General features: G+C 36.9%; 12 protein-coding genes. 10 read left to right on the forward strand and 2 right to left on the reverse strand.

What is annotated here, in order from left to right; all coding sequences use genetic code 11:
* Positions 1 to 111: 111 nt before the first annotated feature.
* Positions 112 to 312 (reverse strand): cold-shock protein, encoded by a 201-nt coding sequence (locus RCG20_RS19770; RefSeq protein ID WP_308181846.1) that lies wholly within the window; start codon positions 310 to 312, stop codon positions 112 to 114.
* 392 nt (positions 313 to 704) lie between these two features.
* On the opposite strand from RCG20_RS19770, the gene RCG20_RS19775 reads away from it, so the two are divergent.
* The 8 genes from RCG20_RS19775 to RCG20_RS19810 all read left to right on the forward strand — a co-directional run bounded on the left by RCG20_RS19775 (position 705) and on the right by RCG20_RS19810 (position 10,817).
* Complete coding sequence (locus RCG20_RS19775) at positions 705 to 920, forward strand: hypothetical protein (protein WP_308181847.1); 216 nt, start codon at positions 705 to 707, stop codon at positions 918 to 920.
* 218 nt (positions 921 to 1,138) lie between these two features.
* Complete coding sequence (locus tag RCG20_RS19780; RefSeq protein ID WP_308181848.1) at positions 1,139 to 2,707, forward strand: acetate--CoA ligase; 1,569 nt, start codon at positions 1,139 to 1,141, stop codon at positions 2,705 to 2,707.
* 268 nt (positions 2,708 to 2,975) lie between these two features.
* Positions 2,976 to 3,716: a type I methionyl aminopeptidase gene (gene map, locus RCG20_RS19785; protein ID WP_308181849.1), complete on the forward strand. Its 741-nt coding sequence runs from the start codon at positions 2,976 to 2,978 to the stop codon at positions 3,714 to 3,716.
* Between the two features lie 596 nt (positions 3,717 to 4,312).
* A complete protein-coding gene (locus RCG20_RS19790; RefSeq protein ID WP_308181850.1) occupies positions 4,313 to 5,560 on the forward strand; it encodes an NADP-dependent malic enzyme in 1,248 nt (415 codons plus the stop codon).
* 259 nt (positions 5,561 to 5,819) lie between these two features.
* Positions 5,820 to 6,572: a sulfite exporter TauE/SafE family protein gene (locus tag RCG20_RS19795; protein ID WP_308184408.1), complete on the forward strand. Its 753-nt coding sequence runs from the start codon at positions 5,820 to 5,822 to the stop codon at positions 6,570 to 6,572.
* Between the two features lie 471 nt (positions 6,573 to 7,043).
* Positions 7,044 to 8,645 carry a DcuS/MalK family sensor histidine kinase gene (gene dcuS / locus RCG20_RS19800; protein ID WP_308181851.1) on the forward strand — a complete coding sequence of 534 codons (1,602 nt, stop codon included), beginning with the start codon at positions 7,044 to 7,046 and terminating at the stop codon, positions 8,643 to 8,645.
* Complete coding sequence (locus RCG20_RS19805; protein ID WP_308181852.1) at positions 8,642 to 9,349, forward strand: response regulator; 708 nt, start codon at positions 8,642 to 8,644, stop codon at positions 9,347 to 9,349. The genes dcuS and RCG20_RS19805 overlap by 4 nt, the downstream gene beginning before the upstream one ends.
* 121 nt (positions 9,350 to 9,470) lie before the next feature.
* A complete protein-coding gene (locus RCG20_RS19810) occupies positions 9,471 to 10,817 on the forward strand; it encodes a 2-hydroxycarboxylate transporter family protein (protein ID WP_308181853.1) in 1,347 nt (448 codons plus the stop codon).
* A gap of 165 nt (positions 10,818 to 10,982) precedes the next feature.
* Here RCG20_RS19810 and pepF read toward each other — a convergent pair whose 3' ends face one another.
* Positions 10,983 to 12,797 (reverse strand): oligoendopeptidase F, encoded by a 1,815-nt coding sequence (pepF, locus tag RCG20_RS19815; protein WP_308181854.1) that lies wholly within the window; start codon positions 12,795 to 12,797, stop codon positions 10,983 to 10,985.
* A 572-nt stretch (positions 12,798 to 13,369) separates the two neighbouring features.
* On the opposite strand from pepF, the gene RCG20_RS19820 reads away from it, so the two are divergent.
* On the forward strand, positions 13,370 to 14,617 hold the full coding sequence (locus RCG20_RS19820; protein WP_308181855.1) for an NADP-dependent malic enzyme: 1,248 nt from the start codon (positions 13,370 to 13,372) through the stop codon (positions 14,615 to 14,617).
* A 284-nt stretch (positions 14,618 to 14,901) separates the two neighbouring features.
* Positions 14,902 to 15,909, forward strand: coding sequence for a LacI family DNA-binding transcriptional regulator (locus tag RCG20_RS19825; protein ID WP_308181856.1), 1,008 nt, complete (start codon positions 14,902 to 14,904; stop codon positions 15,907 to 15,909).
* Positions 15,910 to 16,149 lie beyond the last annotated feature (240 nt).

Below are 16,149 nucleotides of genomic sequence, written 5' to 3' on the forward strand. Positions count from 1 at the left end.
GAATGTAGACTTCCGAAGTGAGAGATTACCTTAATTTATATATCAACATTATAAAAGTCTAGAAAAAAAACAGACCCTTTTAAAAAGGGTCTGTTCTATTTAAAAGCAATATTATGCTTTTTGAACGTTAGCTGCTTGTGGTCCACGAGCGCCTTTTTCAACGTCGAAAGTTACTTTTTGACCTTCGTCTAATGATTTGAAACCTTCAGATTGGATAGCAGAGAAATGAACGAATACGTCTTCTCCACCTTCACGTTCGATAAATCCAAAACCTTTTTCTGCGTTAAACCATTTTACTGTACCTTGTTCCATAATATGTTGCCTCCTGAGAGCGTATCGCTCAATGTGTTACTACCCTTGCCCAAAGTGATCATTAAGACGAAAAGTTGAATACTTATACTATCCTTTACACCGAACAAAAATAATTCTTCTTTATCATAACAGAAGATAATTAGAAAAGCAAATAAAAATAAAAAATAGGTCTAATTTTAATTCATTTTAATTTTAAATAGTATTGAATTGCGTTAGATCCATAAGAACGGTGTTCAAGGCTGAAGGCGTTTAAAACGAGTTTTGTATCAAAATATGCCAAAAATATTTAAAGATTAATTAGCTCTCACTTCTCATTTTATAATATTCGTCATTTTTTACAGGAAAAAACCAACTTCTGGTCGAATATAATAGGGAGTGAGAGGGATGAACAGATGAATAATAAAGATAAATTAATGAAGAACTTTCAGAAAATGAATCAAGGAAATTTTTTTACAATTGAAATTCCAACAGTTACGGAGAAAGATAAAAGTACTATTGAAGAATGGGTAAAAGAATTAGAACATGAAGGGAAAATAAAAGTAAGAGAGTGCATTTCACGAGAAAACGCCGTTTATTTACATGGAATCATTAAGTATGCATCCGAGTAATGTGGATGCATTTTTTTTTTGGAGATAATAATGAAAAGAAATGAGCTTTTATAGGTAATAAAGCAATCCTGTATCGTTTTAAAGAGTTAAAACTTTACTTTGTGTGGCTATGGTCATATCATTATTTACGGAATTGCATTGGTTAAAAATATACGTACGATAATGTTGCCTAATAGAAACGAACATTTAAAAATTTACCGTACAAGAAGAAAAAGAGGATGAAAAACGTGGATTTAAACCTTTTAATTGCACCAGAACACTATAATATTGCCAACGAAATTGATCAACATTTTTCGGAAAAGGAAGCTTTAGTATGGGAAAATGAATTGGGTGAACAACAGACAGTAAAGTACTCTGAATTAATAAAGAGGGCTAATAAACTTGCTAATGGTTTAACAAGCTTAGGATTAAAGAAAGGTGACTGTATAGTCGTAATGACTACGCGTCTTATCGAATCATATGTGATTTATTTGGCATGTTTAAAAGCAGGCATCATCATTAGTCCATCATCAGAATTACTACGAGCTAAAGATTTAGTCTATCGTTTAAACCATTCAGAGGCAAAAGCGGTTATTACATATCATCAATTCGTTACGGAATTCGAAAATATAGAAGAAGCTACCCCTTATTTACAATTCAGGATAACTTTTGGTCAGGAAGTTCCTGGTTGGCTTTCAATGGAAAATTTAATTGATGTGGAGCCAGAGACGTTTACAACGGCAGATACGGTAAAAGATGATTATGCATTTCTTGCCTATACATCTGGAACAACGGGGATGCCAAAAGGGGTTGTCCACAGTCATGGTTGGGGATTTGCCCACCTAAGAATTGCGGCTTCAAAGTGGCTTAATATTGGTGAAGCAGATACCGTTTGGGCAACTGCTGCACCTGGATGGCAAAAATGGGTTTGGAGTCCACTTCTTTCTATATTAGGTTCCGGAGCAACTGGCTTTGTCTATAATGGAAAGTTCCAGCCACATAAATATTTGCAACTTCTTCAAGATAAAAAAATCAATGTTTTATGCTGCACACCAACTGAATATCGGATGATGGCAAAACTAGATGAAATTTCAACATTTGATCTTTCGCATTTACATACCGCTGTTTCCGCTGGTGAAGCGCTAAATAGGGAAGTTATTGATGTCTTTAAAAATCATTTTGACATCCAAATTCGGGATGGTTATGGTCAGACAGAAAGTACATTACTAATAGCAAATTTAAATGTGGATGTTTCAAAAATTGGCTCAATGGGTCAACCACTCCTTAAAGAATTTATTGAAATTGTAGATACCAATGGTGTTCCAGTTTCAGTGAATGAAGTTGGAACAATTGCAGTTAGAAAAGATTTCCCCGCACTCTTTGAACTATATTATAAAGATAGTGAAAAGACCGCTAACACCTACCATGGGAATTATTTTTTGACGGGGGATAGGGCTTCCAAAGACGAAGACAATTACTTTTGGTTTCAGGGTAGGAATGATGACGTCATTATCAGTTCTGGATACACGATCGGGCCATTTGAAGTGGAAGATGCATTAATGAAACATGAATCAGTCCAAGAATGCGCAGTTGTTGCTTACCCAGACCCAATAAGAGGGAATGTTGTAAAAGCATTTGTGGTAGTAAAGTCTGGTGTTGTTGGGACGGAAGAGTTGATTAATGATCTCAAACAATTTGTTAAAAAATTAACTGCTCCATATAAGTATCCAAGGATCATTCAGTTTGTCGAGTCGCTACCTAAAACGGATTCTGGAAAAATTCGCCGTATAGAATTGCGAAATTCGTAAAGTAAGTGACGGTAATAGCTAAAAAATCCAAGCCAAAGCATTCTGACTTGGATTTTTTAGCTTATAAGAAGGTTTATTTTTGTTAACGCATTAAAGTAAAGTATCGTTAATAAATAATCATCACTTAAATCGCATAAAAACAACTAGGCAATTGCCAGCGAAATTAGGAGTAGTAAATACTAGCTCTGCATGGATATTTTGAGTGAGAAAAGGTACAATTTAATATGATTAAGATAATTTAAGATAGAATATAGTAGGTGGGAAAAGTATGATAGCGAGGACAGAAGAGGATTTTAATGGTTTGAAAGAAATTGGCAAAATCGTCGCATCGATTAGAAATGAATTGGTACAAAGAACGGTACCAGGTATAACAACTAAGGAACTTGATGATCTAGCTGGTGAGTTATTTGAGAAGTCTGGTTCAATCTCAGCCCCAAAAGGTGAATATGATTTTCCAGGCTATACCTGCATAAGTGTCAATGAAGAAGTAGCGCATGGTATTCCAGGTCCTCGGGTTATTAAAGAAGGGGATCTCGTTAATATAGATGTTTCAGGATCCAAGAACGGTTATTTTGCTGATACAGGGATCTCGATTGTAGTAGGTAAAGGCGAAGAAGTTTTAACTAAAATTTGCGAGGTTGCTAAAGAAGCATTTGATGCAGGTATTAAGAAAGCAAACCCGGGTTCCAAAATAAATGGAATCGGAAAAGTGGTTTACCAAACTGCAAGACAGCATGGATTAACAGTTATCAAAAACCTTACAGGGCATGGAATTGGACGTTCAATCCACGAAAAACCTAATTATATTTACAATTATTATGAGCGCTCAGATAATGGATTGCTACAAGAAGGCATGGTTATCGCAGTTGAGCCATTTATTTCAACCAAAGATGAAGAAGTAATTGAACAAGGTGACGGTTGGACCTATGTAACAGAAAACAGTTATGTAGCACAGTACGAACACACGATGATCATTACTAAAAATGGGCCGATTATTTTAACGCTATAAACAAGCAAATTATTTTTATTAAGGAATATGGAAATTACTTGTAAGCAAAAGCAAATAATTATTGTTGGGTAAGGCAAGGCCATGGCGGTCTTGTCTTATTTTTGTTTGTTTCAAGTACATTTCTCGCTTATTTTCGCAAAAATTGTTGTTCATCATTTCATCCCTTCGTGGTTCGACACTTAAATTAGAATATAAAAGTAAAATAATCCTAGTTTTCAGTGGAAAATTTATTTTATCAGCGAAAATAAATGAGATATCAGCGAAAAAATGGTTTTATCAGCGAAAAAATAGTTTTATCAGCGAAAACAATAGAGATATAGGCGAAAAATCGATTATATCAGCGGAATGAGATATGCTTTCATTTACGAATTAGAAAATGGGCCAATAATCGTTTACTTTAATTCCCATCACAAGCTTTTTTTAATTACAAAATTAGTTATTAAAGTTACAAAATCTATGAAAATGCTTACAAAGGAAATAAAATGAAAGTATAAAAAACAGGGTGTAATGATTATCAAAAATGTCGATATCTACAATGACTTTACATCCTTTGATCTGTATTTAAGAAAGTATTTAACAAAGAGGAGAGATTCGTTATGTCAAACTTACGGGATGAAGCATTAAAGATGCATAAAGACCATCAAGGAAAGCTTGGTGTCTATTCAAAGGTTCAAGTAGGTAATGCCAAGGATTTAAGTCTTGCGTATTCTCCAGGTGTAGCTGAGCCTTGTATGGAAATCTACAAGGATGATAATAAAGTATATGATTATACTGCAAAAGGGAATCTCGTTGCCATTGTTTCAGACGGAACGGCTGTACTTGGTCTAGGAAATATTGGTCCGAAAGCTGCTATGCCAGTTATGGAAGGTAAAGCTGTGTTATTCAAAACATTTGCAGATGTAGATGCATTCCCAATTTGTTTAGGGACAACCGATCCAGATAAAATTGTCGAAACTGTCAAGTTTTTAGAGCCAACCTTTGGCGGTGTAAACTTAGAAGATATCTCAGCACCTCGATGTTTTGAAATTGAAGATCGATTACGAAAAGCTTGTGATATTCCTGTTTTCCATGATGATCAACACGGGACGGCAATTGTAACTGCTGCTGGGCTAATCAATGCTCTTAAACTAGCAAACAAAGATATCAAAGATATTCGTGTTGTCGCAAATGGTGCTGGTTCAGCAGGCGTGGCAATTGTTAAACTCTTGCTTCATATGGGTGTAAAAGATGTGATTTTGTGTGATACAAAAGGAATTATTTATGAAGGTCGTCCTTACGGAATGAATAAATTCAAAGATGAGATGGCTCTTATTACTAACAAAGAACAGAAACAAGGAACAGTTGAGGATGCGCTTGTTTTCGCTGACGTTTTTGTTGGAGTATCTGCTGCAGGTGTCGTTACGAAGGAAATGGTTCGTTCCATGAATCGCGATCCAATTATTTTTGCTATGGCCAATCCAGAACCGGAGATTATGCCGGAAGACGCAAAAGAAGCGGGAGCACTAGTAGTTGGAACGGGACGCTCCGATTTTCCAAATCAGGTCAATAACGTACTTGCATTCCCAGGAATTTTCCGCGGAGCATTAGATGTTCATGCAAAAGAAATTAATGAAGAAATGAAACTTGCGGCGGTACTTGCAATTGCCGGGCTAATTTCAAACGAAGAACTTCATGCTGATTATGTCATTCCAGATCCATTTGATCGTAGAGTAGCAGCACATGTGGCAGCTGCTGTTGCTAAAGCGGCAATGGAAACGGGTGTTTCACAGAAAAATGTTAGTGTTGATGAAATCAAAGAACGACTATTAACGTTAGTGGATGAAAAAAAGCCAGCTCTCATATAGAACTGGCATAATGTATAGGGAATCTGAACAATGCCTAGTTATTGATTGGTAGAGCCTGATCAAACGAAGCAGTCAACTCACAGTTAATTAATAAAGGTTAAAATTAGCTGATTTTTACTGAATATAATTGATGAGAGACTGGCTCTTTGTTTTTGGGTCAGTCTTTTTTTAAAAAATTAAATAATTGAAACGATTTTAACTGTAGTAAAATGGAATTTGTATAGAATATCTAGGGGTTTTGGTAGTGGGGGGATTTAAGTTGGCTATTGCGCTGACTATGTTTGTGATGGGAATTTTATTAGGATTTGTTGGAGCTGGAGGCTCAGGCTTTATTATTGCTATTTTAACCGTTCTGTTTGGGGTTCCGATACATACTGCCCTAGGGACTTCGCTTGCAGCAATGGTATTTACGACCATGTCAGGTGCATACAGCCACTTTCGGCAGGGAAATATTTCTGTTAAAACAGGCTTGATAGTAGGTGGATTTGGTTCTGGTGCTGCCTATCTAGGTTCAATACTAGCAGGATTGATTCCAGTGCATTCTTTGCATTGGTTAACAGCAAGTATGTTATTCCTATCTGCTGTTTTATTAGTTGTCCGCTTATTTATCGCACAAAAAATAATGATAAAAAAATCAAAAGATGTACCAAGTAATATTGTTCTAATTAAAAAGGCAGCGCTTGTAGGGATAAGTACTGGAATGTTGTCTGGTACTTTTGGGATTGGTGCAGCCCCGTTTATTCAAATCGGACTACTTACTATATTGGGATTATCTATCAGACAATCAGTAGGGACAACGATGCTTGTTATTTTGCCAATTGCTTTAGCGGGCGGAATCGGATTTTACTTCCAGGGGTATTTAAACTTTACATTGTTAGTACAAGTGTTGGCAGGAACCATGATTGGTTCATATGTCGGTGCAAAATTTACAAATCTTGTTCCACAAAGTATCCTGAAAAGTGCAATGGTTCTAACGCCAATTATGGCAGGGTTAATCCTGCTTATAAGGTAAAGGTAGATCAGATGTAGGAAATACCGATTTATCTATGTATCCTCTGTTTGTGTGAAAAAATGATCAGTATAATCAGTAATAATGCCCGCAAGCCCCAGCATCCATGTTTGGGGGAGAGGGCATTTTCTTTTTGAGCTTATAAGAAAGTATATCTTTGTTAACGCACTAAAGTAAGTAACTATTGTTGATAAATAATCAGCACTCTAATCGCATAAGTGCAACTAGGCAATCGCCGGCGCTAAGGCTTGGCGCTAGCCAAGTTTTCTTTAGTTAATCAGAATTTATATCCATAAATTCTGCTAGCGCATAAGTGCAACTACGCCCAATCATCGCCCTTAGGGGCTCGCCAATCGGCGAGTTTTCTTTATGGGGAAAGCTATGAAATGAAAGAGTAAGGAATTTTCGATAAGTTGAAGTAGAATAGTAAATGAGCATAATTACATCCAGATGGAACTAGTTTGGGGGAGAATCATGAAAAAAGGAAGATGGAGTTTACAATTAATCATTATTATTTTTGTATGTATTGTCGTAGCTGTTTCTCTTCTCATAACAGATTTACTGATTAGTAAAAGGGTAGCTTCAAGTGTTGAAGGGAATCAGGCTGAAAAGGCGAGGAATGTGGCTAGGATGGTGGCGCATAGCCCGCTTATTATTGAAGCAATGAGCGGTAAACGAGATGAATCAGATATCCAGCAGTACGCAAATGAAATGAGGGTTCTTACAAACGTCTATTTTGTTGTTGTGATGGATATGAAAGGGATACGCAAATCCCATCCAGACAGTAAAAAAATTGGACAACGATTTATTGGTGGTGATGAAGGACCTGTCCTAAAAGGAAAAGAGCATGTTTCTTATTCAAAGGGGTCTCTTGGACCTTCATTGCGTTCTTTTACTCCCATTAAGGATAAAGAGGGAAAGCAGATTGGTGCGGTTGCAGTTGGGATTTCTCTAGATAATGTCGAAAAGGCCGTCAATAAGAGCCGGACGGGTATTTTTATAGGTACGTTAATAGGAATTTTAATCGGTGTATTAGGGGCCGTTATTTTAGCTAGATATATTAAAAAAGTACTACTTGGGTTGGAGCCATTTGCGATTGCCAAACTTTTAGAGGAGCGAAGTGCTATGTTACAATCGGTGCGAGAGGGCATTGTCGCTGTTGACCAAAAATCAAGGATTACTCTTGTTAATAGAGCCGCCCAGCGGTTGTTCCAAAAGGCAGGTTTGAATGAAGCCCCGATTGGCTTAAATATCGGTGAATATATGCCTACAGCTCGGTTAAGCACTGATGTAAATGCAAAGAACGTCGAAATAGATGAAGAACATAATTTAAATGGGATTACCATTCTAGTTAATCGGGTACCTGTGATAGTCGGAAATAAAGCAGTTGGAGTGATTGCAACATTTCGAGATAAAACTGAAATACAACTGTTAGCGGAGCAATTAAGTGGTGTTCGTCTCTATGCTGACGCACTTCGAGCACAGGCGCATGAGTTTATGAATAAGCTCCATGTCATTTTAGGGATGGTACATATGGGGCATTATGATAAACTTACTGAATACATCAATGAAACTGTTGACCATCGAAAAAACGAAATTGGGTTTGTAACAAGAAAAATACAAGATCCTGTGTTAGCAGGTTTTTTAATTGGGAAGTTGAGTTATGCGAGGGAATCAGGTGTAGAACTATATGTTTCCTGTGACCATCCTTTACCGCAACCCGAGAATTCCAATATTACGCATGAGTTAATTACGGTGATTGGTAATTTAATAGATAACGCGATCGAAGCTGTAACCAATTATTCTGTCAAGAGAGTTGACGTTGTATTTGATTATGGAGATGAAATTTTAACGATAGAGGTAAAAGATACAGGAGCGGGGATGAGTGTAGATTTACAAAATGAAATATTTGAAAAAGGGTTCTCAACAAAAGGAGAAAATAGGGGACTTGGAATGTATTTAATTACGCAAGCAATTGAAAAGGTAGAAGGGGAATTGATTATTTCGTCAAAACCTGGAAAGGGAACGGTATTTGCAGTGTATATCCCATATAAAGCGGAGGGAGGAGAAATATGATCCGAGTAATGATTGTTGAAGACGATCCAATGGTAGCTGAATTTAATAAACGCTATCTTGAGAAAGTTAATGGATTTAAGTTAATGGCGACAGCGTCTACAGTGGATGAGGCTATTAGGGTTATTGAAAAACAGGATATGGATCTCATTTTGTTGGATATTTTCATGCCCGGCAAAAATGGGTTAGAGATGTTAACATACCTTCGTAAAAATGAAAGAGAAACAGATGTTATTATTATTTCAGCAGCCTCCGACATGGATAGAATAAAAAAAGCTTTAAGATATGGAGCGGTAGACTATTTAATTAAGCCATTTGAATTTGAACGATTAAACATGGCCTTGGTTGCATATCAAGGAAAAACAAAGTTTATTCAAAGTCAGGAAATGTTTAGCCAAAAAGAGCTTGATCATCAAATTTTTCGACGAGAGGAAAAACATATTCTAGAAGACCTCCCAAAGGGTTTAACTAAAGATACCTTGAAACAAATTTGGGAAGCAATTCAAGAATTGAAGGAAGCCCCGTTTTCAACAGAGGATGTAGTAAAAATTGTTGGAATTTCAAGAGTATCTGTAAGGAAGTATTTAAAGTATTTAAAGGATATGGGGATTCTTGATGTAAAAGTGATTTATGGAACAGTCGGAAGGCCAGTTTACCAGCATGAATTTAATAAATTTAATGAACATCTAATAAAAAAATTTTTGTAAGCAGTTTCATTACCTGCTTACTTTTTTTAATTTCCAAAATGATTATTAAACTTACATAAACTATGAAAGCGGTTTAATTACAAATATGATTGGATTATAAATAGATGGGGGAGATGAAATCATGGAACTAGTAAAAAAATTGGAACCGCTTACTGATGAGACAGAGGAAAAAGAAAGAAAAAAAGGCTTTTTCGCAAAGTTTGGGAATATAAAAGTAGGGGTTGTCCCACTACCACTATATTTAATTATTGTGGCTGTAATATATGCTGCATCTGTGTATAACAAGCTTCCGGCAGACATGATCGGTGGCTTTGCAGTTATTATTGTAATGGGGATTTTACTTGGGGACGTTGGGATGAGAATCCCAGTATTAAAGGATATCGGCGGTCCAGCCATTTTATCACTATTAGTTCCTTCTATTCTAGTATTTTATAATTTGATTAACCCTGCTGGGTTGGCAGCGGTTACTATGCTGATGAAAACATCTAACTTCCTTTATCTATATATTTCAACTTTAGTAGTCGGAAGTATTCTTGGAATGAACCGTAAAGTATTAATTCAAGGATTTACACGTATGTTTGTTCCACTTATTGTCGGAACAATTGCATCCGTAGTTGTAGGGGTCCTAGTTGGTTTGCTTTTTGGATATAGCATGAAACATACCTTATTTTATATAATTGTTCCCATAATCGGAGGGGGTATTGGTGAGGGAATTTTGCCACTATCATTAGGGTATGCTGAAATTGCAGGGAAAACTGCCGAATCATTTGTTGGCCAATTGATTCCAGCGGCCGTTATTGGTAATATCGTTGCAATCATTTGTGCAGGTATGCTGCAACGCCTGGGAGAGAAAAAACCGGAACTTACTGGAAATGGAGTTTTGGTAAAAACAAAAGGTGGGGACGGAATTACAGAAGAATCCACGATCAATAAGCCTGTTAATTTCCAACTGATGGGTGCTGGACTTCTAATCGCTTGTAGTTTCTTTATCCTAGGTCTGCTTGGCAACAAGTTTCTTGGAATTCCCGGTCCTGTTTTAATGATTATTGCAGCAGCACTAGTTAAAAGTGTAAAAGTAATGCCAGCTAAAATGGAAGAGGGAGCCCATCACCTATATAAATTTGTATCTACAAGTTTGACATGGCCGTTGATGGTTGGTTTAGGAATGCTTTATATTCCTCTTAAGGATGTCGTGAAAATTGTTACCCCGGCATATGTTATCATTTGTGCAGCTGTTGTAGTAGCAATGGTAGGTTCTGGGTATCTAGTTGGAAAGCTGATGAAAATGTATCCAGTTGACTCAGCAATTGTTACAGGTTGTCATAGTGGTTTAGGTGGAACTGGTGACGTTGCCATTCTTTCTGCTTCAAACAGGATGTCATTGATGCCATTTGCACAGGTTTCCACTAGAATTGGCGGAGCATCGACAGTAATCTTGGCTATATTATTAATGAAACTACTAAGTTAAAAATAGACTACATTGCTAGACTTGTTCCCGCTGCGGGCATGGATCTCATCATTAAGGGTTTACCTCAGAGGTACAAATAATTAAAAATCATAGAAATGCACACTTTATTTCATCTATGAAATGAAGTGTGCATTTTTACTGTTAAATCAAGGGTTCATCTGTTTATTACTCGAAAGACCGTTCTAATTCCTCAATAAGTGTACCAACATAGGATACTGCTTTACGGATGGTATCTGGCTTTGTCATATCTACTCCAGCATGTTTTATTAGATCCAGGGGCTTCATCGTTCCGCCAGAACGCAGCACTTCAAGCCATCTGTCAACGGCCGGCTGCCCTTCTTCCTGAATCATTTGAGCAACAGCAGTGGATACAGTCAATCCGGCTGAGTAGGTGTAAGGATATAAACCCATATAATAATGTGGCTGCCGCATCCAGGTTAGTGTTGCACCTTCATCTATTTCTACTGTATCTCCCCAGAACTCAGAAAGAACGGCCCCTGTTACTTCAGATAGTTTCGTTGCTGTCAAAGCAGTTCCACTTTCTGCAAGTGCATATACTCTACGCTGATATTCGCCTTCAAGCAAGTGTGTAACAAAATTATGATAATACGTTCCTAGTAACTGCAAAATGACCCAACGGCGCATTTGCAGATCGCTCGTTTCCGCAAGCAAATATTGACCTAATAATAATTCATTCATGGTAGAAGGTGCTTCTACAAAATAGGTGGAAGGGCTGACATTCATGACACGTTGGTTTTTATTAGCTAAAAAGAAATGTCCGGCATGACCGAATTCATGTGCCAAGGTAAAAGCTGCGCGCATATTATCCTGCCAAGTTGTTAGAATGTAAGGATGAGCACCATATGGGCTAGCACAGAAGGCCCCAGTTGACTTCCCGATATTATCTGCAAGATCAACCCATCTTTCTTTAAAACCTTTTTCGATGATCGCGCTGTACTCAGGTCCCATCACTTTCAAAGCTTCAAGGATTAGTTTACTCGCTTCTTCATACGTGGTTTTTGGATTGAAATCAGAATCTAAGGGCGCCTTCAAATCACAGAAAAGAAGCTGATCAAGACCTAAAACCTGCTTTTTTAATTGGGCAAAGCGCCGCATAAATGGTGCTAATTCTTTAAAAATAATATTCAACTGATTATTGTACATTTCGAGAGTTACCTGCTGCTGTTCTAAAAGCATATGGGTGACAGACTCATATTTCCGCATCCGGGACATGGTTACTTGCTTTATGATCTCTGTTGCATAGGTAGTTGCAAATGTATTTTTATATTGCTTTAACGTAGAAACGAACGAATTATACGCTTTTCGGCGTTCAGCTGTATCGGCAGAAAACTCGTAACGATTCTCAAATAGAGCAAATGAGACAGGTAGCTCGTTTCCTTCCTCATCATTGATTGGAGAAAATTGCATATCAGCTAATTTTGACATTTGATAGATTTGATATGGAGCGTCTTGTAATTCACCTAAAGCAGCTAACGCTTCTTCTGTATCTGGTGAAAGTTTATGTTTTTTTGTTTCAATAAGTTTTCGTAAATCATTTTGGAATGGCTCCAAACTTGCATCTTCCTGTAGGTATTTTTCAATCGTTCCATCCTTAAGAGCAAGGATTTCAGACGAAATAAACGATAATGCTGCGTTCAATTTTGTATATAAGGCAGAGGATTTAGCGGAATTTGACTGATTCACTGGATCCGTTCCATCCGTTGATTGTTTTAGCTCTACATAAGTTAACGCCTTAATTACTTTTAAAGTTAGCTGTTCCTGAGCACTTAAACAATCTAATAAGGCTTTTGAGCCGGTATGTAATGTCCCTTTAAATTGATCAAACCTCGCTAGTTCCTTTTCAATGACTAAAAGCTCGGCTTCCCAGGATTGATCAGAAACAAACAAATCATCCAGATTCCAGGTCAATTCCTCTGGGACTTCAGAACGTAATAGACGTTTTTCACTTATTTTAACCATTCAAATTCTCCTCCTATGGGTAATCTTTCGTATTACTAAATTTTATCACATTAATTTGAAAATTAAGACAATCGTTTTAGGAAAATTTAAAACTTTATTTGGTACTAAATTTAGGATCATAAAATTCACTGATTAGAATCATATAAATGTTTATTTATTGAACATTAATTTTGAATAAATTGTTATTTTTTTTAGAAATAATTGACAGTAAAACTAATTTACGACATTATTGAGTCGTGAATACGATTGCAATTGGATTTGTTCCCGTAAACCAGTAATTTTGATTATCACTTTTTATTGGATTTGTTGAAAACTCAGTTGATTAATGACCATTTCAGCCATGTTTTGTATGGTCAATACTATTTTTACCATAGCACTTTTAAAAACAATGAATACGTATTCATAAAAGCCCCTTAGGGCGATGATAAGGGTTAGTTGCTCTTATGCACGAGCAGAATTTATAGTTATAAATTCTGATTAGCTTAAAAAAATGCGTAATCTGCTTTGATTAAAAAATGTACATCTTTTCTGGTTACAAAAAAATAAAATTGTATAAAGAGGAGAGTTACTTTATGTCCAACTTACGAGAAGAAGCGTTAAAAATGCACAGGGAACATCAAGGAAAACTTGGGGTCTATTCAAAGGTTCAAGTTTCTGATGGTAAGGATTTAAGTCTTGCATATTCTCCGGGAGTAGCTGAACCTTGCATGGAAATATACATGGATGATAGTAAAGTATATGAATACACCGCGAAAGGGAATCTCGTTGCCATAGTTTCAGATGGAACTGCTGTCCTTGGTCTTGGTAATATTGGCCCGAAAGCTGCGATGCCGGTTATGGAAGGCAAGGCAGTGTTATTCAAATCATTTGCTGATGTGGATGCATTCCCGATTTGTTTAGGTACAACTGAACCAGATAAAATTGTCGAGACTGTTAAGCTATTACAACCGACTTTTGGTGGAGTGAACTTGGAAGACATCGCGGCCCCTCGATGCTTTGAAATTGAAGATAGATTACGAAAAGCCTGTGATATTCCTGTTTTCCATGATGATCAACATGGTACTGCGATTGTGACCGCGGCTGGATTGATCAATGCTCTTAAACTAGCAAACAAAGATATCAAAGATATTCATGTCGTCGTAAACGGTGCAGGTGCAGCAGGTGTGGCAATTGTTAAACTCTTACTTCATATGGGTGTAAAAGATGTAATTTTATGTGATACAAAAGGAATTATTTATAAGGGCCGTCCTGACGGAATGAATAAATTCAAAGATGAGATGTCTCGTATCACGAACAGGGAACAAAAGCAGGGAACTGTGGGAGATGCACTTGCTTTCGCAGATGTTTTTGTTGGTGTTTCTGCTGCAGGTGTCGTTACGAAAGAGATGGTTCGTTCTATGAATCAAGATCCGATTATTTTTGCGATGGCAAATCCAGAACCAGAAATTATGCCAGAAATAGCAAAAGAAGCGGGAGCACTAGTAGTTGGGACAGGACGTTCTGATTTTCCAAATCAAGTTAATAATGTACTTGCATTCCCGGGTATTTTTCGCGGAGCATTAGATGTTCATGCTAGAGAAATAAATGAGGAAATGAAGCTTGCGGCTGTTCTTGCAATTGCAGGTTTAATTTCAAATGAAGAACTGCATGCTGATTATGTCATTCCAGATCCATTTGACCGTAGGGTAGCGGCACATGTGGCAGCCGCTGTTGCAAATGCAGCATTAGAATCGGGTGTCTCACGGAAAATTGTAAATGTTGAAGAAATCAAGAAGCGCCTACTAACATTAGTTGACGAAAAAAAGCCAAATCTAGTATAGACGCAGAAAAATGAAACGATAACTTACCTAATGCAAATTATTGAAAGACTGTTTACCACTCATTAAAAAATTGCGAGTGGCAAACAGTCTTTTAAAATTGTTCCGTTTGAAGTTAGTACTGAACATGATTTTACTAATCTTTTGGAAGCGATATGAGGAAATTTTTTATGTAAGCAGAGCAATAAATGCGAAATGAATTAATTGGATGAAAAGTGCAGTCTAGGCGCTTAGGTTGGCTAATGATATGGTATAATCATGGCAAATCTATGCATGGGGGTAATTTCATGCAAAAAAATGTTACGGCTTCTGATGTCGCTAAATACTTAGGGATGTCTCAATCTACCGTTTCACGTGTCTTTACACCAGGGGCGAATGTATCGGAAGAAACTCGAAAAAAGGTACTTATTGCCGCGAAAGAACTGGGATATCGACCCAATGCTTTGGCAAGAAGTTTAATAACCAAAAAGAGTAATATTATTGGCATTGTGATGGGAGATATCAAAAACCCGTTCTATCCTGATGTATTGAGTAAGTTTTCAAGAGAATTAAATAGAAATGGCTACCAACTCTTATTCGTCAATGCACAGCAAGATCATATTCACAGTGATGATGTGCATCAATTTATTGAATACAATGTTGAAGGTGTTGTAGTGACAGATACTAACTTAACGTCTTCAGTACTTACCTATTTTAAAGATAATAATTTACCAGTTGTAATGTTTAATCGCTATAACGAGAATCTTACTTTCCATGCTGTTGTCTGCGATAATGTTGATGGTGGCTATCAAATTGGAAAATATTTGGTTGATAAAGGTCATTACCGTCTTGCTTTTATTTCTGGTAGTCCATATATATCCACTAGTTTGGAGCGGGAAAAAGGGTTTCGTAAAGCTTTAGAGGAGAGCGGATACAATCTTATCACGGAAAATGGAGATTATACATATGAAGGTGCATATCGGGCGGCCCTTCGCCTTCTAAAAAGTGTATATCCTCCGGATGCAATTTTTTGCGCGAATGATATTATGGCACTTGGTGCGATAGATGCCGCAAAGGAAATTGGTTTAAGAATACCAGAGGATGTATCAATAGTTGGATTTGACGGTATTGATCAAGCATCATGGTCAGCTTATTCATTAACTACCTGGAAACAACCTGTAAACCAGATGATTGAAACGACGATAGATTTGCTATTAAGGGCTATTGAACAAAATGAACACAATGGGCCATTCTTATACAAATCGATCAAAGGCACCCTAGTAGAAAGAAAGTCAGTAATGAATCGGAAAAGCTAGCTCGTATTTGAGAGAGCGCTGAAAAATTTTCTTTTTCTAACCACAAAAGAGCCTTTTATTAAGGCTCTTTTCGTAAACTTTGTTGCTATTTTCAAACTTTATCGCGCAATAATTATGAAAATAATACTCTTTGGATATAGGAAAAGAGCACGAACCCATATTTAATATGGGAATTAGCCTATATACGAAAAACAACAATCTATGCGAAAACAGCCTTTATTAAAAAGCCAATACCTATTT

It is taken from the genome of Neobacillus sp. PS3-40, assembly GCF_030915485.1.
Lineage (GTDB): Bacteria > Bacillota > Bacilli > Bacillales > Cytobacillaceae > JAUZPL01.